The 19,238-nt window shown below is 59.2% G+C and carries 11 protein-coding genes and 1 pseudogene; 3 read left to right on the top strand and 9 right to left on the bottom strand.

Translation table 11 applies throughout. The annotated features are described in order from the left end of the window. Window positions 1-25: 25 nt before the first annotated feature. Complete coding sequence (locus tag ACZ445_RS00795; RefSeq protein ID WP_058426356.1) at window positions 26-607, bottom strand: hypothetical protein; 582 nt, start codon at window positions 605-607, stop codon at window positions 26-28. A 254-nt stretch (window positions 608-861) separates the two neighbouring features. Here ACZ445_RS00795 and ACZ445_RS00790 point away from each other — a divergent pair. Continuing rightward, window positions 862-1,137, top strand: a pseudogene (locus ACZ445_RS00790) (hypothetical protein); the annotation flags it as partial. 91 nt (window positions 1,138-1,228) lie between these two features. On the opposite strand, the gene ACZ445_RS00785 reads toward ACZ445_RS00790, so the two are convergent. Next, complete coding sequence (locus ACZ445_RS00785; RefSeq protein ID WP_058426357.1) at window positions 1,229-1,849, bottom strand: hypothetical protein; 621 nt, start codon at window positions 1,847-1,849, stop codon at window positions 1,229-1,231. A gap of 591 nt (window positions 1,850-2,440) precedes the next feature. Between ACZ445_RS00785 and ACZ445_RS00780 the strand changes: the two genes are divergently transcribed. Continuing rightward, window positions 2,441-2,698: a hypothetical protein gene (locus tag ACZ445_RS00780; protein WP_058426360.1), complete on the top strand. Its 258-nt coding sequence runs from the start codon at window positions 2,441-2,443 to the stop codon at window positions 2,696-2,698. A 193-nt stretch (window positions 2,699-2,891) separates the two neighbouring features. Here the strand turns inward: ACZ445_RS00780 and ACZ445_RS00775 are convergent, their stop codons facing one another. Further along, window positions 2,892-3,401, bottom strand: coding sequence for a hypothetical protein (locus ACZ445_RS00775; protein ID WP_160329178.1), 510 nt, complete (start codon window positions 3,399-3,401; stop codon window positions 2,892-2,894). 294 nt (window positions 3,402-3,695) lie between these two features. Here ACZ445_RS00775 and ACZ445_RS00770 point away from each other — a divergent pair, with 294 nt between their 5' ends. Next, on the top strand, window positions 3,696-4,889 hold the full coding sequence (locus ACZ445_RS00770) for an IS4 family transposase (RefSeq protein ID WP_464707907.1): 1,194 nt from the start codon (window positions 3,696-3,698) through the stop codon (window positions 4,887-4,889). 78 nt (window positions 4,890-4,967) lie between these two features. On the opposite strand, the gene ACZ445_RS00765 is transcribed toward ACZ445_RS00770, so the two are convergent. From ACZ445_RS00765 to pgaB, 6 genes are all read right to left on the bottom strand, one after another. Next, window positions 4,968-5,396 (bottom strand): hypothetical protein, encoded by a 429-nt coding sequence (locus ACZ445_RS00765; protein WP_058425799.1) that lies wholly within the window; start codon window positions 5,394-5,396, stop codon window positions 4,968-4,970. Then, window positions 5,396-13,285, bottom strand: coding sequence for a two-partner secretion domain-containing protein (locus ACZ445_RS00760; RefSeq protein WP_464707906.1), 7,890 nt, complete (start codon window positions 13,283-13,285; stop codon window positions 5,396-5,398). The genes ACZ445_RS00765 and ACZ445_RS00760 overlap by 1 nt, the downstream gene beginning before the upstream one ends. A 30-nt stretch (window positions 13,286-13,315) precedes the next feature. Next, window positions 13,316-15,037 carry a ShlB/FhaC/HecB family hemolysin secretion/activation protein gene (locus tag ACZ445_RS00755; protein WP_058425800.1) on the bottom strand — a complete coding sequence of 574 codons (1,722 nt, stop codon included), beginning with the start codon at window positions 15,035-15,037 and terminating at the stop codon, window positions 13,316-13,318. A gap of 367 nt (window positions 15,038-15,404) precedes the next feature. After that, on the bottom strand, window positions 15,405-15,887 hold the full coding sequence (gene pgaD, locus ACZ445_RS00750; protein ID WP_058425801.1) for a poly-beta-1,6-N-acetyl-D-glucosamine biosynthesis protein PgaD: 483 nt from the start codon (window positions 15,885-15,887) through the stop codon (window positions 15,405-15,407). 2 nt (window positions 15,888-15,889) lie between these two features. After that, window positions 15,890-17,230 carry a poly-beta-1,6-N-acetyl-D-glucosamine synthase gene (gene pgaC, locus ACZ445_RS00745; RefSeq protein WP_058425802.1) on the bottom strand — a complete coding sequence of 447 codons (1,341 nt, stop codon included), beginning with the start codon at window positions 17,228-17,230 and terminating at the stop codon, window positions 15,890-15,892. Between the two features lie 2 nt (window positions 17,231-17,232). Next, window positions 17,233-19,230, bottom strand: coding sequence for a poly-beta-1,6-N-acetyl-D-glucosamine N-deacetylase PgaB (gene pgaB, locus ACZ445_RS00740; RefSeq protein ID WP_464704650.1), 1,998 nt, complete (start codon window positions 19,228-19,230; stop codon window positions 17,233-17,235). Window positions 19,231-19,238: the final 8 nt, after the last annotated feature.

The following is a 19,238-nucleotide window of genomic DNA, read 5'->3' as shown; positions in this document are numbered from 1 at the left end:
GATAAATCGGTTAAAGCGGATGAAACTAACGGGATGGAATGTTACGGAGATCGGTGGCGATGAAACTGCTCAAATTACCGGTATAAAACCCCTCGACATTTGAGTTGCCGCTACGGGTCAAAATACCGCCAACGGTCTTCCAGTGTTGCCATTGTCCCGGCCCCATACTCGGCATGAGGCGTTCGCGCGTTTGCGCAAAATGCAGGACTTCGGTATCGCCTTTCTTGACCTTGACCTCATAGCTGAAATCAACCGAGACCAAGTACTTGTTGTCTTCGATGATCGTGCTGACGAGCGCGCCATGCGTATCCTGGATGAGCCGTTTGTAGACGACTTTCACATCGAGCAGGTAATCGGCGGAAGCCTTGCTGGTGGCGTATCGCTTGGCTTTAAGCAGGCGGTTAATCAGGTCAATGCCCAATTGTTCGCGGACTTTATCGTCCGACATGAAGCGATCGTTCTGCCCCTCCACCTCAACATCGAAGTTGTCGAGCCAGTAAGTAGCAGTCTTCGGAATCGTTACCGGCGCCGGGGAGATGTAGTAATCCGGCTTGGAGGCACAGCCCGCCAGTAGGCAGGCCGCGATAAGTACGGCAAACACACGCATGTCTGAGTTCGTCCCTGAAAAGTATCGTGCTTTAAACAATCGCGGCATTTTACGGAGTTGAAAGCGCTTCTCAAGCTGTTTTACCGCTCAAGTAATGTCGTTTTAATGGCACTGCCAGCCAAGCGCGCGGCGCTCGGTTATAAAGCCTTGTCGGGCAAACAAAAACCATCCGGGCGTTTGCTCGGCCCACTGAGTTTTTTGGGGTTTAAAAAAATAAACAACACGCACTTAAGTTATCCACATGTCTACGTCGGCACTGCAACCAAGAGTACAGCCCGGTCTCGGCGTTCCTCACCGGCTTCACGTTCTTCGTCATCCCGACCACGGCAAAGAACATCTTTACGCTGGAGACGGTGTTCAAGGACAAGGATGGCAAGGAACTGGGCCGCGTCAAAAAGAGCGAATCGGTGCGCACGTGGGTGCACCTGGTGCTGATCGTGGGCATCCCGTTCCAGAGCGATACGCGGGAAGTGGTCGAGGCGCTGACGCGCAGTACGCTGGATGAGGCGGTGCCGCGCAAGTTGCTGTAACCCCGCCCCCTGTAGGAGCGAGCTTGCTCGCGAAAAACCAGAGAACACCGCAGGCATTCAGCATGCCCGCGGTATCGTTGCCGGCCTCAGCTCACTTGATCAGGTCAGGTCGAGTGGTCTTGAGCATCGCTGCGCTCACCGCACCCTGAACCGAACAGGTGATCATGCCTTTGCTGGTCTTGGCCAGGTCACTCGGTGCGGGCTCGACCATCAAGATACGTTCGGCCGTATCGGTGACCAGCTTACCTGCGTTGTCATCGCCGCCCTCCGGTACCCAGGCTGATTGCTTGTGCGACCAGATCTGCGCACGCGCGAAGATACCGTTGGCTTTCTCCAACGCCGTACCCGGTACCTTACTCAGCTGTGCGTAAAGCGCGTCGGGCGCCTGCTCGGTGTAGAAACCCCAGTTGATGATGCGCGAGCCCATCAGGTCTTGGTCTTCGGCGAAAAAGCCGGTCAAGGTCATACCGTCAAACGTCAGTGCCGTGTCGAACATCCAGCGCTGGCCCATATCGGATTTTGTGCCGCCGCTGAGCGTGATCCTGCCGTTCTCCACCTTATGGGTGACACGGTCCTTGAGCCCTGGCTGGCTTACCACCGCCAGGGAGTTCTGGTCGCAGGCGAGAAAATTTTGCAGGGCTGGCGCTGCGGCGAAGCTGCTGGTGCAGGTCACCAGCGCAGCGAGCGAGATAAGCAGACGATGCAGTTTCATTGAAAGCTTCCTTGGGTCCAAATAATGGGTGGGTGGAGCGAGTTGGCTTCTGCAGTAATGGGATAAAACGGTTAACACGCATACAGGGCTTTGAGCATCGCGCCATTAGCATCAACTCATGGCGTTTGTGGCTGTTCTGAATGTGAACAGGCGCAGATTTGCTCCCACCCTTTCTCAATCATCCCTGCGTACTTACCGCACGATGCCCACCTTTCGCCAGCAAAGGCCGATTCAGATTTTTGATGCGTCTGGGCATCGCCAGTGTGTCGGCAGTGGATGGCATAGCATGAGGCATTGTGCCACTACTTTGATGCCTTGCGCGGTTTTGGGTGAGGGGCTTATAGTCCGGCCGTCGCCCAACAGGGCGATCGGATTTGGCGATCCGTTGACCGTATGCGAAAGCTTTCTGCTTGCTTGCAGGTGCTTTCGTACCCGCATCGCTGCTTTATGGCAGCTGTGCGCGGGAGACCTTCGGGTCTGCCGGAACTCGGTCCCGGTTCGCCAACCTGCGTACAGCTGTCACCCATTCGTTTGGCGACGATAGGTGACAGCCTCACTCTACTGACCGAGGTTTTACCTATGAACCGTTACATGCCCCTGACCGGCCACGACTGCACCGTCCCCGCCCTGCTGATCGACACCCAAGCCCCCCTCGACGTCCTCCACGACGCCGCCGTGCACCGCATCCAAGCCGTCACCCAACTCCTGGAAAACCTGGCCTTCCGCGATCAGCTCAGCAGCGACGCAGTAGTGCTGCAGGACTTCGCCCATCTGCTGGCGATTCCGCTGCGCGACGGCTGTGATTTGTTGGATGCGATCAGTCGCAGGCTGAACGCCAGCCCGTCCTGACTCAGACCGGGCGGCCGTTCAGGCCGCCCTGCTCAGGTATTGATGACAATCGTCTTGGCCAACATATCGCCCAAGCGACGACGCAGGCCGAACAATACAAAAGACCGTCCAGCACACTGAACAGCAGCTTCGGGGAAATAGTGGTCAGACCAACCATTAATGTAACCGTGTTCTGCCCGGCAGGCTGTTGTGCCTATGCCGGCGCGCTGTAAGAAACATCTCCCGAGTCGCGCCAAACTCCATTCGCAAAGCTCACTGGTCGCTGTGGGTAACAAACCAACAGCCCTTCGACGAACTGACAAAAGGACAAGTCAAGTCGCGTTATCCAACGCATATTGTCGATTTCCAACAATCGCCAGTTGTCTCCGCTGTCGAAACCGAAAGCAGTCCCGACGCTATCCCAGCCGAACAGCCACACCTCGCCCTTCGCGCACGCTTCATAGGGCCCGTCTTTATAAATTCCATCATCACCGAAGTAGTCAGCCTTAGCAGAAAGCAGCATCGGTTGAATCGTCAAAAGCGGCAGCGCGCAGTCGTCCTCCTTGATTTCACCGTGCCCCCGCTCCTGCATAAAAGCAAAGTACTCGTCGGGCGCCGCCGGCCACTGCTGCCGCATCACACTTATTTCACCTGAAGAAACAGGCGTCAGCCGCTCTAATAGCGCACATCCCAGCGCATTAAAGACTTCTAATTTTTCGTACATGTTCACCATAACCTCGGGGTTACTGCGGAAACGCTTTCAGCTACTCGCTTGAGTGCTCGTTATTGCTCCGCACGCCAATCGACGTAACCTTTCACCTCAATCAATTGATTAAGGATGAAGCTTGAGAAGTGATCGGCCAGCACCCTCACCTAAGAAATAGGTCAAAGAAATAGGGGTCAGACCCTGAGGGATCCCCGATTTTTCTTACCGAAAATCAAGAAATTGGAATATTGAAGACGCCTGCATGAGTCGGCAACTTGGTTTGCACCACACAAAAACAAGACCCCCGAACTCATGCAGGCCATCCGATTTTTACACAGAGCACTCGCTCAAGCACTGCCTTCAATCCATTCTCGCCGTCTGACAACGCTGGTGAGTTGTGTCAGTTCGTTACTACGAGGTCGTCGTCTGACGCTGACTGCGCTCGGACGTTTTATGCCAGGTCAAGCGTATCCAAAACATGCAATCAAGCGAGTGCACCGATTGTTGGGTAATCAACACCTGAGAGCGGAGCGGCCATTGTTCTACTGGGCGATGCTGCGGGCATTGCTGGGCTCCTTGAAGCACCCTTTAATCTTGGTCGACTGGTCGAGAATTGATGCGCCTGGCGACGCTTTTTTGTTAAGAGCTGCTGTCCCGTTTGCGGGACGTTCATTTCCTATTTATGAAAGCGTTCATGAACGCGAAAGTTGCCCAAGATATCAAAGTCGTCTGCTCAAAACGTTGGCTGAGTTACTGCCTGATGGGTGCGTTCCAGTCCTGGTCACTGATGCAGGTTTCCGGCGCCCCTGGATGAAGGCTGTAGCAGCGCAGGGCTGGTATTACGTGGCCCGTATACGAAATCGTGAGCTTTATCGTCGCGAAGACAATGACTGGCAACCAGTGAAGAATTTGTACGCTCTGGCCACCTCATCGGCCAAATCGTTAGGCCGTGTCGAGATGACAAGTAGCGCCCCTCACTTCATCGATTTGTACTGTGTCCGTCATTCAGCAAAGGGCCGCAAACACCAACGTGTTACAGGCTCATACGCTAGAAGCAAACTAAGCCGGCAGTCCGCTAGACGTGAGCGCGAGCCGTGGTTGCTTGCCAGTAACTTATCGCAAAGCGAGTGGAATCCAGCAAAAATCGTCGCGATTTATAAGCGGCGTATGCAGATCGAAGAACGCTTCCGGGATGTCAAAAGTGGGCATCTGGGATGGGGCTTGAACCTGCATCGAAGCCACTGTCCAAGGCGCATTGAAGTGTTGTTGCTGATTGCCGCTTTGGCCAACTACCTGATCTTCTTAACAGGGTTGCAGGCACGAGAGAACCAATTGGAGCGGCGTTATCAAAGCAACAGCCTCAAGGAGCGGCGAGTACTTTCTCTGTGGCGTTTAGGCCTGGAGTATTGGCGCAGTTGCACAGGTCTCGGAGACCGAAAGCAATTAGAAATATTGGAGCATGCTCTGCGTGATGAGGTGCATCATCAGGCGCAGAGCTTGGAGTAAATTTGTGGGGATCCCTCAGGGTCAGACCACCAATATACATTGGTGCACTAATCGTGGCCTCACCCCTATTTCCCTTTTTTATTTCCCTTTGAGGTGATTTCGCCACGGCACAAGCAAACCGTCCAGCAGGACTCGATCAATAACACCGTCCTCAATAGCGCCAACATAAGTAGTATCTAACTTAAACTCAAAGGAAAGATCTTCATCTTCAGATAGTTTTTTTACGGCACCTACCAGCGCCTCTACGTCATCTAGGTTTTTTGAGTCCATCTCAATAGGAAGTATGTTTGGCGGCAAAGCCGAATAAATTTCTAAAATCCCACCTACAACTTCCGCGCCACTCTCGTCTATCTCATCAATAAATCTCGGCGGAGTAACGCTCCATATTCTTGACGCAGCAACCTCATTCACAAGCTGCTGCACATTAGATCTAATAGACTTATCCAAATCCTGAGCCACGTAAAAAATTAACTTTTGCTTCGCAAGCTCTAGCGGTATGGAATGCATTACTCAGCTCCTTTTTTCGGAGGGTATGCCGGGAGAGCGGACCCTGGACCGCCCGGATTATATCTAAATCCTCCTGGCATATGCGCGTCCAAATGCCGTGTATCAGGCAGTGGCACAGTAAGTGGCGAACCCTGGACATGGTGCATAGGAATTCTCTCGCCCTTTAGCCCTGCATCTTCAGGAAAAACCTTAACCCATGCATCGTCAACTTTCGGCGTCTTCCCTTTAGCTATCGCTGCCCGATTTTCAGTACTTAAGATTTGACCATATCCAAGGTCATCCCAGTTATCACGCAGTGCTCTCCAGTCTGCGGCATTTGTACGAACAACGCCTGTCCGAGTAGTACCAGAAGTAACAACAGGCACAGGAGGCACGACTTCACCCGTCGCTTTTGCACCAAGAGCGCCACCTTTTGCAGTCTCGACATTCCGCGCTGCTGCCGCAGCATCCGCAGTAGCAGCTACCTCCTTCGCTGCAAGACTACCAAATCCTCCCACGCCTAATGCCGTACCGCCCGCCGTTGCGGCACCAAAGGGCAACTCAGCTGCTGTTAATGTCAGTTCGGTACAAACTACTGGGCTCATCCCACAGACATTTAACAGTGCTGGACCAAGCAACATTGCTCCTGCCACCGTTCCGGCTACAACTGCACCACCCGCCACCGTATAAGCGAGGTTTTCACGACGTTCATCATACATTTGCGCCGAGCATGCTTGCGCGCTCAGTCCTGCACAGTTTTGCTCCTTGTAGCGCTCATTTTCAGCCTTGATGCGCTCTTCAGCCTTTTGTTCAAGCGTCTTACCCTCAGCTAATGCACTAGCAATATCACCCAGCGAGTTGTTCTCAACCGCATTGTTGCCAGCCTTTGCACCGGCAAATGCACCGCTCAGGTCACCCCCTGCAAGTCCGCCCGCCAATCCCGACGCCAATGTCGAAAGCGCCGATATGGTCTGTCTCTGCTCCTCACTCAAATTCTCAGTTTTAATATCCGGATACAGCCGCGCCGCAATCAACTCCCCCGTACCAGCTCCCGCAGCACCGGCACCCGCCGAGTTCCCTTGTGCCTGTGCAACCACAGCACCCAGTACCACGTGGGCCATGATCCGGGCGGTATCGTTGCCCTGCGTTGATTGCTTGATGAGGTTCGCCAGATAGGGCGCCGACGCACCCGCAAGGGCAGAGCCGATGTCCCCCCCTGCCAGTCCTTGCAAAGCTGCCGTCACCGCTTGAGCGGCGCGTTGATAATCGCCCCCCGTTCCGTACGGCTGCATCACCGTGCGGGTCACCTGTGCGGCGATCTGTTCATCCGTTGGCCGGGTATTGCCCTCCCTGATCAGCTTGTCTCGCGCAGCCGCTATCGCTTCAGGATCTTTTTGAGCGTTGGCCGCGTTAATGGCACCTTGTGTGCGAACGATGTCCGACGCCTGAGTGCCAATATCCGCGATCAACTGCACCTGCCGCAGGCGCTTCTGCTCTTTCTCCTTATCGAAGATGGGGCTGATGCTGCCGTTAGCGTGTTCAACATCGTGGCTCAGTGTTGCAACGTCCTGCTGCTGTTTGGCAGGGTCGCGAATGTCAAGGGTGCCGTTGGAAATGGCCGATGACGTGGTGCCGCTGTCACTGTCACCATGTTTGAACGCAACCAAGCTTCCGGAGGGCATATTGCTAACGAAGGCGTTCGCGCTGCTTGCGCCACTGCTGACGCTAACGCTCTGCAACTGGCTCGTGTAATCAGCTTTGTTCTTCAAAACGCTCCAGCCAAGGGTGCCGGTGCTCAGGCGGTTCTTGTCCGGCGTGGCCGTGCTGGCGATCACGCTGCCATCGAGTTGGGTATGGTTGCCCACATCAATTTGGTAGCCACCCTTACCGCCGAACAGGCCAGTTTGCTCCTGCACACTTTTATAGTTGGAGTCGATCTTACTCTTGCTGATACTGAGTGAACCGCTACCCGTCATGGTGCCAAACGTGAAACTTGCACCACCGCTGACATCGGTTTGTTTGGACTTGTAGTCGTCAGTGTCTTGCAGACTTTGCAGCCTAAGATCGCGGCCTACTGCGGCCTTGATCTGGTCTGCACTGACCTGCGCCCCTTTGAGGACGGTATCTCGCCCACTGATCAGGCTAACTTGCCTACCCGCATTCAGAGTCGTTTCTGTCCAGGTCGTGCCATTGCCCTTTTCGTTGCCAGTCCCTTTATTCGCATTGGCAAAGATGCTTAGGCCAGCACCACTGGAACCAAACCCAAGGCTGACGCCCACGGCCCCGCCGCCACTACTGTTCTTGCCATCGAGTTTTTGTGTGTTGGCGGCCGCTTCCAGGCGAATATCACGCTCTGCGGCCAACAGCATTTCATTACCGGCCTGGAGCTTACTGCCCTGAACACGGATGTCTCCATCAGCGCCAGGCGTGCCATTCCCGGCAGCTACAATACTCAGGTTATTGCCACTGGTGAGGCTGCTGCCTTGGTTTGCTGTCTGCTCCTGGGTCTGTTTGGAGCTGGATTTTTGCGAGCCAAGCGAGATGGCGATGCCAACAAACTGCCCGGCGTTAGCTCCGTTCATACCGCCATTCTGCTGCGCAGCTTGCCATGCCTGCACCCCGGTCAAACCCGCCTTCACACCTTGCAGCGCCGAGAGGCGGCCGTCGTCCTCGCTCTTGGCTTGCTTGGCGGTCTTGTAAGCGGAGTCCACCGCACTACCCACGGTGCCGGACAACGCTAGGGTCAAACCACTGGTCTTGCTCTTCGAGGTCTGCTCGCTGCGGTTGTTGTTCTCGGAAGCCAGGATGCTGACATTTTGCCCAACCAGGCTGATGTCCTTACCGGCAACCACGTCTGAACCGCGAATGGTCAGGTCTTTGCCAGCCTGAATATCCACACTGCCCAGCACACTGCCTATGTTGCTGGCCCGGGTGGTTTCAATGCTGCTGGTGAAGGTGTTCTGGTTGCTGCTTGAGCCCAACGTAACGCCGATGCCGCCGCTGCTCATCAAGCCCGATTTTTTGGTCGAGGACGAATGGCTTTGTTCGAAGGTATCCGTCGCCCCATCTATCACCACATTGCGCCCGGCAATCAGGCTGGTGGCGTTGGTGGAAACCACATCACTGGCGGTAGTGCCAATGTCACGGCCAGCACGCGCGACGACGGTATCAGCGCTGATGGAAGAACCCTGCTGGCTGATCTGGTTACTGCTGTCGATGCGCGTTTTCTGGCTGCTGGACAGCAACCCTTTGCTGGTTTTGGTTTTGCGGTAATAGCTGTAGTCGCTGTCTTGCGCGGCGTTCAGCGCCAGATCATTGCCGGCGTACAGATAGGCTTCCTTGCCGGCGCTCGCACGGCTGGCGCTGACGACGACGTCGTTGCCAGCACTCAAGGAAAGGTTGTCACCGGCCACCAACGATGTGCCCACTTGTTGGACATGATCTTCCCGGCTCGTAACCTTCTTCGAATTAGATGCCGAGTGTTGCTCGTTCGCGACCGAACCGAGACTCAAATCACCCGTAGCCGCCATCGCTAAATTGCGCTTGGCATTAACCTGGCTGGCCACGGCACTGATATCACGTCCGCCAATCACATGCAGGTCGCGGCCAGCGTCGACCACGGAGCCTTGCTGGGCGATGGTGGTGAAGCTGGAACGGTTGCCGATGGCGCCGCTGTCGAGGGTTTTCGAGGCGGTGATGTTGACGTCGCCCACGGCCTTGACCGTGGTGTCGGCACCGCTCTTGAGTACGCCGCCGACGTTGTTGACGTTGCCGCCCGCCTGCATGACCAAATCGTTGGCCGATTCGATGCGCGCGGCGCTGTCGACGAAGTCGCTGCGTTCGGTGCGGTAGCTGCTGGCGCTTGCGTGGGTGGTGACGCTGCGTTCGTTGAGCAGGTCGGCGCCGGCGGCGAGGTTGACGTTGCCCGCGCTGATCACACCGCCCGCGCGGTTGGTCAGGTTGTTACCGCTGAGCAGGTCGAGGCGGCCACCGGCTTCCATCAACCCACTGTTGGTGAGGTTGCCGCCAGCGTTCGCCAACAGGCTGCCGGTGGCACGCAAGGTGCCGGCGTTGTTGAGGTTACGGCCGGTGATCAGGTTGACGTCAGTGCCGGAAATCAATGCGCCGTTGGGCGCCAGGCGGTTGCCGGCCTGGGCCAGGTACAGCACCGGCACCAGCACTTGTTGGCCGGCGACAGTGGCGTTTTCCAGCCACACGATGTCGTGGGTCAGGGCGGCGACTTGTTCGGCGGTGAGGCTCACGCCTACGGACAAATTCAGCGCGCTTTTGCTGCTGATGGCGTTGTCCATCAGGTGCTTGAACAGGTCGGCGTCGCTGGTCTGGCCATCGATGAAACGCTGGCCGGTGCGAGCGAGCACGGCTTGCTGGATCAGGCGCTGTTCGTAGAAGCCATCGCCGAGGCGTTTTTGCGCGGTGTCGGGGTCATAGCCGAGCTTGCTCAGCATGTAGTCCGAGCTCATGAACTGGCGCATGTCGGTGAGCAGCGGGTTGGTTTCGATCAGGTACTTATGCGGGTTGGCCGCGAACTGGCTGGTGGGCAGGCCTTTGGCGCCATCGCTGTCGCTGAGGTGAAACAGGCCGTTCTCGCCAGTGGGCAGGTCGAAGCCGGGCAGGCCCAGCGGGTTGACCTGTTGCTGGGCAACGTCCGGCGGCAGTTGCGGGTTGAGGCTGACCAGGGTCGAGTAGCCCGGCGCATTGGTGTTGGCACCGCTGCCGACGTAGGTGTAGCCACCGCGCACGACGCTGTTGTCGATGCCGGCCTGGGCCTTCACATCCACGCTGCCGCCGGCTTGGATCACGGCGGCGTAACTTTGGTCTGGCGCGCTTAACTGGGTGGTCTTGCGCAGGGCGATCTGCTCGCTCTCCATCTTACCGATGAACGAGGCCAGGCCCGCTTCGACGCCGCCCATGTCCTGGCCTGCCGAATAGCGCTGGGTGAAAGCCGCTGCCTCGCGGTACCAGCCCCCCGGCTTACGCTCGCGCTCGGAAGTGAAGACGCGATCGTACTGAGTGTCGTGGGTCACGACACCGACGTTGGTGAGTTGGTTGACGATGGCCGTGAGGTTGCCACCGGCGGCAATGCTACTGCTGCTGTTGAGCAGCTCGCCGCCGGTGAGCTGCATGTTGCCGCCCGAGGTGATGCTGGACGCTGCAGTGGCCTGGCTGACGATGAAGTGATCACGCTGGGTAATCAGGAACGGGTGGTTCTGCTTGGGGCCGTCGCAGTCGCCACCGGTCACGCGAAAGATGCAGGCGGTGGGCGTGATGGAGGCGCTGTAGATGCCGGACTCGGTGTTGAGCACAGTGCGGATGTTCTGGATCGTGCTGGCGGCCAGGATCAGGTTGCGCTCGCTTTCGAGGGTGCCCGAGCTGTTGATGATGCTGGTGGCCAGGCCACCCTGGCCGTCGCGGTCGACGCGCAGGTTGCCCATGGCGTAAATCGTGGCGCCGAGGTTTTTCAGGCGGTCAACCTTGAGGTTCAGGTCGCCGCCGCTGAAGATCAAACCGTGGTCGTTGAGCAGGTTGCCCACCGAAAGATCCAGGCTGCCCTGGCTGGCGACGCTGCCGCCCACGGTCCAGTCCTGGCCGCTGCCGACCAGGGCACGGGTGCCGAGCAGCTTGCCGGTGGCGGTCTGTTGCAGGTTATCCACGTTGACGGTCAGGCGCCCGGCCTGGATCGCGGTGCTATTGGTCCAGTTGGCTTTATCGAGGGTCAGGTCGCCGTTGGTGACCAGGCTGCCACCCACGTCATCGAGGCTGATGCCACTGAGGTCGAGCACGCCGGTGCCCACATGCAACACCTTGCCGCCGGTGTTCTGGAAGCGGGTGGCGGCGAGGCTCAATTGGTCGTTGGCGGTCTCCAGGCTGCCGCTGTTGTTGAGCAGGCCGCCGATGGCGTAGCGGGTCTTGCCGCTGGTGCCCAAGGCGCGAATTTGCCCGCTGTTGTTCAGGCTGGCGGTCTCGACATCGAGGGCCGTGGCGCTTTCGATCAGGCCACGGTTGGTCAGTGCGCCATTGAGGCTGACGTCGATGCGGTTACCGGCGATCTCGCCGCCGTTATCCACATTCATACCGGTCAGGTGCACGCGATCGCGGGCGAACAGTGCGCCGCTGCCGTTGTTGAAATCCGTGGCGTCGATCTGCACATCACCGGCTTTGGCGGCGATGCGGCCACCATTGTTGTCTAGGGTGCCGGCGGTGATGGTCACGCCAGCGTTTTCACTGTGGATCAGGCCATTGCCGCTGTTCTGCAACAGGCCGCTGGTGGTCAGGACCAGGCCATCGTTGGCGGCCAGGGTGCCGTTGTTCTGGTTGTCGACGCTGTTGGCGAACACGGTCAGCAAGCCCTGGCTGGCGAGCTTGCCACCCTGGTTATCGATGTGCGCGGCGCGCTGGATCAGCAACGGCCCGGCGCTGGCCAGCTTGCCGTTACGGTTGATCAGGTCGCCGATCAAATCCAGGGTGATCGCCCCGCCGCCGGTCAGGCTACCGGCGCTGTTATTCAGGCTATTGCCGTTGAGGGTGAACGCACCGCTGCTGTCGATGATGCCGCCCTGGCTATTGTCCAGCAGGCCGCTGACGGTGAGGGTCTGTGCGCCGTCGCTGAGCAGGCGACCTTTGTTGCGGTTGTCGACACTGGCGGCGGTGATGTTCAGCGCCTGCTTGGCGCTCAAGGTCGCGCCCTGGTTATCCAGGCTTTGCGCAGTGGCGGTGAGGCTGCGATTGGCGATCACAGTGCCGGTGTTGGTGATGCGCTGGCTGTCGAGGCTGACGTCGCCACCGGTATTGCGCGTGTTGTCAGGGTTGACCCCGGCTTCAATGATGCCGCTGTTGGTCAATTGGCCGTTGCTGGCCAGGGTGATGCTGTCGCGTGCGGCGAGGGTCTTGCTGTTTTTCAGGGCGCCCTTGGTCTGTGCCTTGAGGGTGGTGCCGGCGTAGACCGCACCCTTGGTCTCCAGGCTGGCGGCCTTGATGTCCACCGCACCGCTGGCGGCGGCCTGGGCCATGCTCAGGTGGCCGTTGGCATCGAGTTGAATGTCACCGCCACTGGCGGCCAGCGTACCGTCGAGCTTCACGCCCACACCGGCTTCGGTGCCCACCAGTTTGATCGCGCCGGCGTACATGCCGCCCAAGGCCGACGAGTCAATCGCCAGCTCCGGCTTGGCACTGCCGTCATCGGCACGGGCGGTGGTTTTCAGGCTTTGGGCATCGACGTCATTGCGCCCGGCGATCACCGTGAGTTGTTTCGCGTTGATCTGCGCATTGATCTTGGCCGAACGGGTGATGATCTCGAAGCGGTCGACGTTGCTCGCGTTCAGGCCTTTGCCGTCGATGGTCACGACGCCGCCGTCGACCTGGTAGCTTTTCAGTTGCCCGGCCTGATCGATCACCGGTTTACCGGTGGTCAGGGTGACGTTGGGGGTGTTGATGAAGCCGCAACCGTTGCAGCTGATGCCGTAAGGGTTGGCGACGATCACCTTGGCCGACTGGCCCGCCACTTCGGTGTAGCCGCGCAATTGGCTGGGGCTGCCGCCTTTGACTTCGTTGAGGATGACATTCGCCGCGCCACCCTTGAGGTTCGGGTTGCCGACAATGATCCCGCCCAGTTGCGTGCTTTGCACAATGCTGTTGGCGTTGTTGAGGATCACGCCGTTGGGGCCGACGTTGTAGTCCTTGAATTGGTTGTGGGACAGGCCGCTGCCATTAGGGGTGGCGATGTTCACCACCGGCACGCCGTTGCCCGCCTGGCCGACCGTGGTGCCTGGGCCACTGACCACGATGCCTTCGGCGCTCGCCAGCAATGGCTGCCAGAACAGCGCGTTGGCCAGGATCAAGGCCAGGCCGCGTTGGCTCAGGGTTTTCAGGGCAGTAACAGGGCGAACGTCCATATTCAAAATCTCAAGGCAGCGGGCGTTGAATTACAGGTAGAAATCCAGGCGGAAATAGATCGGCGCTTCGCGCTCGGTCATCACGCCAGGTCGCTCCAGGGAGTGGGCAAAGGTCACGCTGGTGCTGACGTTTTTGCCACGGGCGAACAGCTCGAGGGAGTTACTCGACACCCGGCCGTGCTGGTCATCGTTGTAGCGATCGTGGCGAATCACGCCCTGGTCATAGCCGACGCTGGCGCCGTATTCGGCAAAGGCCGGGCGCATCCAGTCGAGGGTCACCGGGCGGGCCCAGCGCACTTCGTTGCGCCAGTAGCCACCACTGTCGCCGGTCAGTTGCTGGTCCTTGAACCCACGCACCGAGTACGAGCCGCCGAGGCTCATGCGTTGCGCCGGGTACAACACGTCTTCACTGCGTTGCCCGGTGGCCAGGCTGGAAAAACTCAATGATTCGCCCCACAGCGTGAACGGTTGCAGGTAGCTCACCGTGGCGGTGTATTTGCGGTAGCGCGGGGTGGGGGTGAGGTTGCCGCGGATACGTTCCTGGTCATCCTTCTGGGCGTCAAAGGCACCGGTGCCGTTTTGCATGCCGACATCCAGGTTGACGAAGGCGCTGCCGATGCGGCGTCCATGGGTGATGCCCACCTGGAACTCGCTGAGGCGGTTGCTGCTGACGTCCAGGCGCTCGTCGTTGAAGTAGTTGTTGGTGCGCAGATGGGTCAGGCCGACATTGACCGAGGTCTTGCTCACGTCATCGCGATGCACCACGCGCTCGGCACGCAGTTGGTGGTTCTGGCTGTCGCCTGTCTGCTTGTACTTGTAGCCGTCAAGGTCGCCCGGCGTGCGGTAGTCGCTCTCGCTGTAGGTGTAACTGAAGTTCCACCAGCCCCACGGCACGTTGTAGTAGAGCATGCTGTTTTTCGAGGTTTTCTGGTGGTCGCTGATGGCGTCGTGGCCACCGCGCAGTATCAGTTGATCGGCCAGGCCCAGGGGACTGTCCCATTCCAGGCCTGCGCCCCATTGCTGTTCGCCGGTGCTTTTCTGCCCGTCGTTGTTGCGCGACAGGCTGGCGCGCCAGGGCTTTTGAGGGGTGTTCTTGACCAGCACTTCGCTGCCGCCGATCTGGCTGCCGGGGGTCAATTCCATCTGCGCCTGCCTGGACGGCAAACGGCTGAGCTGGTCGACCAGTTGCTCGACCTCCCGCAGGTTCAGCGCCTCGCCGACTTTGCCGGGAAACGCCATGGCCAACTCGCGGTCTGTGACGGTGCTGCCTTGGGCGCCTTTCAATCCTTCGAGCTTGCCTTCGACCACCAGCACCTGCAGGTGGCCGCTGGAGAGGTCCTGTTGCGGCAGGTAGGCACGGCTGGTGACGCGGCCTTTGGCGATGTAGTAGTCGGTGATCACCTTGAGCAGCTCATTGAGCTGCGCCACGCCCAGGCATTGGCCGATATAGGGCTTGAGCAGACGCGTGCGATCGGCGCCGGACAGGCTGTCGGCGCCCTTGAGCTCGATGTCTTTGATCGGGAAGCAGCGGGTGTCGACCGGCGTGGCGGGAGCCTGGGGCTTGGCTTCTTTGCCAGGCAGGTCCTGGAGTTCTTCCAGGCGCCGACGCTGCTCTTCCAGAAGACGGTTCTGGCGGTCGCGGATCAGGTCCTGATCCCCTGGCGTAGGGGCGGCGGTGGCGCTGTTCAGGCTCAAATAAGCGAGCAGGAAAGTGCACAGAAAGTACCGAGTCCGTGGCAATAACAAAGACATGTTCGATCCGTCGAAAATCAAGGGCCGGCAAACTAACATCGAACTTGTACTCACTCAAAACACCGAGCTAGTTGCACATTCGTACTAGTTATCCACACAACCCGTTGATTAATAACAACTAAATTTAATCAGATAGATGTGCGGCGTGTCATCGGAAGTATTATTCCGACCAGCGGCAGCACTATTGATCGCGATTCATCGGAGAACTTATTAATTGCCATTAATTGGCCATCAAGCTCTTACCGAGATAAGTTAGTACCGGAAAAAGCAGAAAAGTTCGCGGGCGTTTTGTGAATTGGATCCCACTTGTCGGGATTAACCGAGGTCGTTCCCACGTTGCATGGGAACGACCTTACAGCGCACTGGCTCAGCTGGCGTCTTTGTTCTGGTCCTTGCCGGGCACCAGGGTCAGCCCCGGCTTTTCTACATCGCGGGAGACATGGGACTTCACACCCGCCACACCGCCCTCCTCGTCATTCTGGATCACCAACACCCCAGGTCGGCGCAACTGCTCCAGGTCCCCTTCACCGAGGCTGAAGCTCTCGCTCAGGCGCTTGTCGCTGAGGGCGTTGCCCTCGGCACGGCGCTGGGCAAACTTGCGTCCCTTGCGTTGCTGGTAGCGCGCCCAAGTGACCAGGATCACGGCGTTGAACAATGCAATCCACAGGTACACCTGCAGGGTATTGAGCGCGGCAAAAATCGGCGCCTCGATGCGCGGCCCTCCGTGGGTTTCCAGCATCGAAGTGATCCCCCGCGCCAGCAACCAGATCAACCCGGCCCAGGCCATCAGGGTCAACACCACATCAATGATCCACATCACCAAACGCTGGCGGGTTCTGACCAGTTTCATGATCACGCCTCCTCTTCGGTAGGTTTGATGCCGCGATCAGGGCTGACCCAGCGCGCACGCTTCTGATGTTGGTTGAACAGCACCTTGGGGAAACTGACCAGGGTAGTGAACAGGCTCACCAGCCAGAACACCATCGGGTACCACACGGTCCAGAACAGGGTTTTCCACAGGTCTTTCTCGTAGCGGCGGTCGATCATGATGCTCACCGCGAACTGCAACAGGCATACCATCGCCAGCACCAGCCCGGTAAACGCCGGCGGGACCAGCGAGTCCACGGTAATGGCCGGTGGCAGCACCATGAATTTGCCGAGCACGTAGAAGATCACCGACAACAGGAAGGTAAACGCCCAACCGGTGGACAGGCAGTACTCGAACAACAGCGGCCACAGGTAGCGATGGCGCCATTGCCAGATGCCACGGATGTTCTTGAACAGCACTTCGGCACCGCCCTGGGCCCAACGCAGGCGCTGCTTCCACAGGCCGCCGACGGTTTCGGGCATCAGGATCCAGCACAGCGCGCGAGGCTCGTAGAAGATGCTCCAGTGATCGAGCTGCAGCTTCCAACTGACATCGATGTCCTCGGTGATCATGTCGGTGCTCCAGTAGTCGATGCGGTCCAGCGCCTTTTTACGGAACGCTACCACCACACCCGACACTGTGAAGATCCGGCCAAACACCCGCTGCGTACGCTTGATCAAGCCGATGATCGACGAGAACTCGCCGACTTGCACTCGACCGATCAGCGTCGAACGCGTGCGGATGCGTGGGTTGCCGGTGACGGCGCCCAGACGCGGGTTGTCGAGCATCGGCGCGACCATGTAGGCCGCGGCGTTTTTGTCGAGCAGCGCGTCGCCGTCGATACACACCAGGTACTCGCTGCGCGCCGCCACGGCGCCCATGCGCAGGGCCACCGCCTTGCCCTGGTTCTGCGCCAGGTGCAGCACGCGCAGGCGCGGGTTCTCCAATGCCAGGGCATCAAGTACGGCGGCGGTGTTGTCCTTGGAGCCGTCATTCACCGCGATCACTTCGATGTTCGGGTACAGCTGACCCAGCGCCGCATGAATGGTATCGGCGGCGTTATCGCCTTCGTTGTAGCAAGGGATGATGATCGAGATCAGCGGGTTGCCGGCCAGGGTTGGCGCCGGGGTGTCCTCTTCCCAGGGCCAGTGGCGCTCCCAGTGCAGCCAGAAGTACAGGCCGCCGGCGATCCACAACGCCGACATGAACAGCGGGTAGAAAAACACAAAGTCCATCAGGAACTGCCCGGTGACCAGGAAGATCAGGCCCAGGGGCACACCCAATACCAATGCCAGCACGAATAAAGCCAAGAGTCTGTCGAACATGGTCAAGGGTTCCATTGGTTGGAAAGGGCCGGACGCACAGTCTTCAGGTCCGGGGAGTTTTCCAGGAAGTTGTCCGGGTAGTAGCCAAAACTGGTGACACCCTGGCGCTTGAGCACCCCCATCCATTCAGCCATCTGTTGGCTGTCGATGTCCGGTGCGGCCTTGGTGCGCCAGTCTTTGGCTTGCAGTTCGAATACGGTGCGCTCCAGCGCGCCAGGGCGTGCCTTGACCGTCGCCACCAGCTTCTCCAGCCAGGCGTTGGAGGTCTTGTATTCCTGGCCTTCCATCAGCGGCATGGCCATGGGCGCGGTCCAGTCGTAGGTCTGGAGGAAGTCATCAAGGTTCTGCGCGAACCAGGCTTCGCTGCCTGGGTTGAGCATCGGCTCGGCGAAGATATTGCGCGCCGTCAGCAACTGCGGCCCACCGATGGCGCGGACCTTGGCGGTCAGCTCCTTGGTGAAGTCGATCAGGTAGCGGCTCTTGAAGCGCGTCCAGCGTTGCATCACCGCCGGGTCGGCACGCAAGGCCTGGATTGTGCCCGGCAGGCCGGCGGCGACATAGGCCTTGAGCGCGGCAGGGCTGGCATCTTCGAAATCGTTGAACACCGCATCGTCGTGGTACAGCACGCCGTCGATGGCGTTGTTGCGCGCCAGGTCTTCGTAGATCTCACCGATGATCTTGCGCACCTGCGGGTCAAACGGCGACAGGCGTTTGTATTGGTCCGGGTCGAGGCCGACCTGGCCGGTTTGCGGGTCCCAACGCGTCACGCGTGGCAGCTTGGGGTCGAGGGCAAAGCTGAGCACCGGCATCCACGCATACACCGCAGCATGAGCCCGGGTGTGCAACTGCCAGGAGACGCGGTTGAACAGGTCGGCACGCACCGGCAGGTGGCGGTTGGGGAAGTACAGCTCATGCACCAGGCCGTCACCCTTGGGGTCGGCGAAGGCTTGCAGGAACACGGTGCCCGCGCCCATGTCCACCACGCGTTGCACCAACTGGTCGAGGTTGCGCGCTTGCTGGGCCGGGTCCGGGTCGTAGACGTTATCCAGGTCGACGTGCAACACGCGCATCGGTGCCTTGGTTTGCGCCGCGACGATGCTGTTGGCGAAGTGTTCGCCATCCGGGTCGGAAGCCACCAGGAAGCGCGGGCTGTTCATCAAGTCGGCAGAGCTGTCGAGACCATCTTCCAGGGTCAGGGCCATCTGGTAGCCCTGCTCGCCAATGATCGCCAGCGAGGTGCCCTTGGCAGCACCGTACGGCCAGACCCACACGCGCGGTTTTTTGCCGGTGACGTTCTGGATCTTGTTCGAGATAGCTACGACGTCGGCACGCATGCGCGCATCGAACTGCGCCTGGCTTTCATAGCGGCCCGTCGCCGGGTCAAAGCGCAGCGAAGTCGCCGCCGGCTCCAGGTTGCCCTGGGGGTTGGCCAGGATGCCTTTGTGGTTGTTGTCGGTGTGCGCGGCGATTTCCACCAGGCCCGACTGCGACACTTCGCGGATCTGCTGCCAGGTGAGGAACTCGCCACGTGGCCGTGGCTGGCCGGCGAAATCCACCGGCTGGTTCATCGGCGTATCGATCCAGTAGCCCACTGGCGCCAGCAGCGCCGGCCAGCGATAGGCGCGCAGCACCGGCATCACCCGGGTGTAGAAACTGGAGTAGCCGTCATCGAAGCTGAGCATGATGGCTTTGGGCGGCAACGCCGGCCCACCGTTGCGGGCCGCCAGGATCTGGTCGACGCTGACCGCTTGGTAGCCGTTCTCGCGCAGCCAGGCCAGCTGCTCGATCAAACGCTCGGTACGCACCGCCACCACCGCCTGATCGGGGTCGCGATCCTCGACGTCGTGGTAGGCAATGCCCAGGAAATGGTTTTTCGGCCACGGCGCTTCATTGACCGGTGTCGGCCGCTCGGCGGGTGGAGTGAAAGGTGCGGGTTGCTGGGCGCAGGCACTGGCCAGCATTACACCCAGGATCAACAGGCAACGGCTGAAGACGGTCATGGTCAGGC

The organism is Pseudomonas allii, from assembly GCF_055380095.1.
Note: the sequence above shows the minus strand (reverse complement) of the source record. Positions and strands in the feature narration are given on the sequence as shown.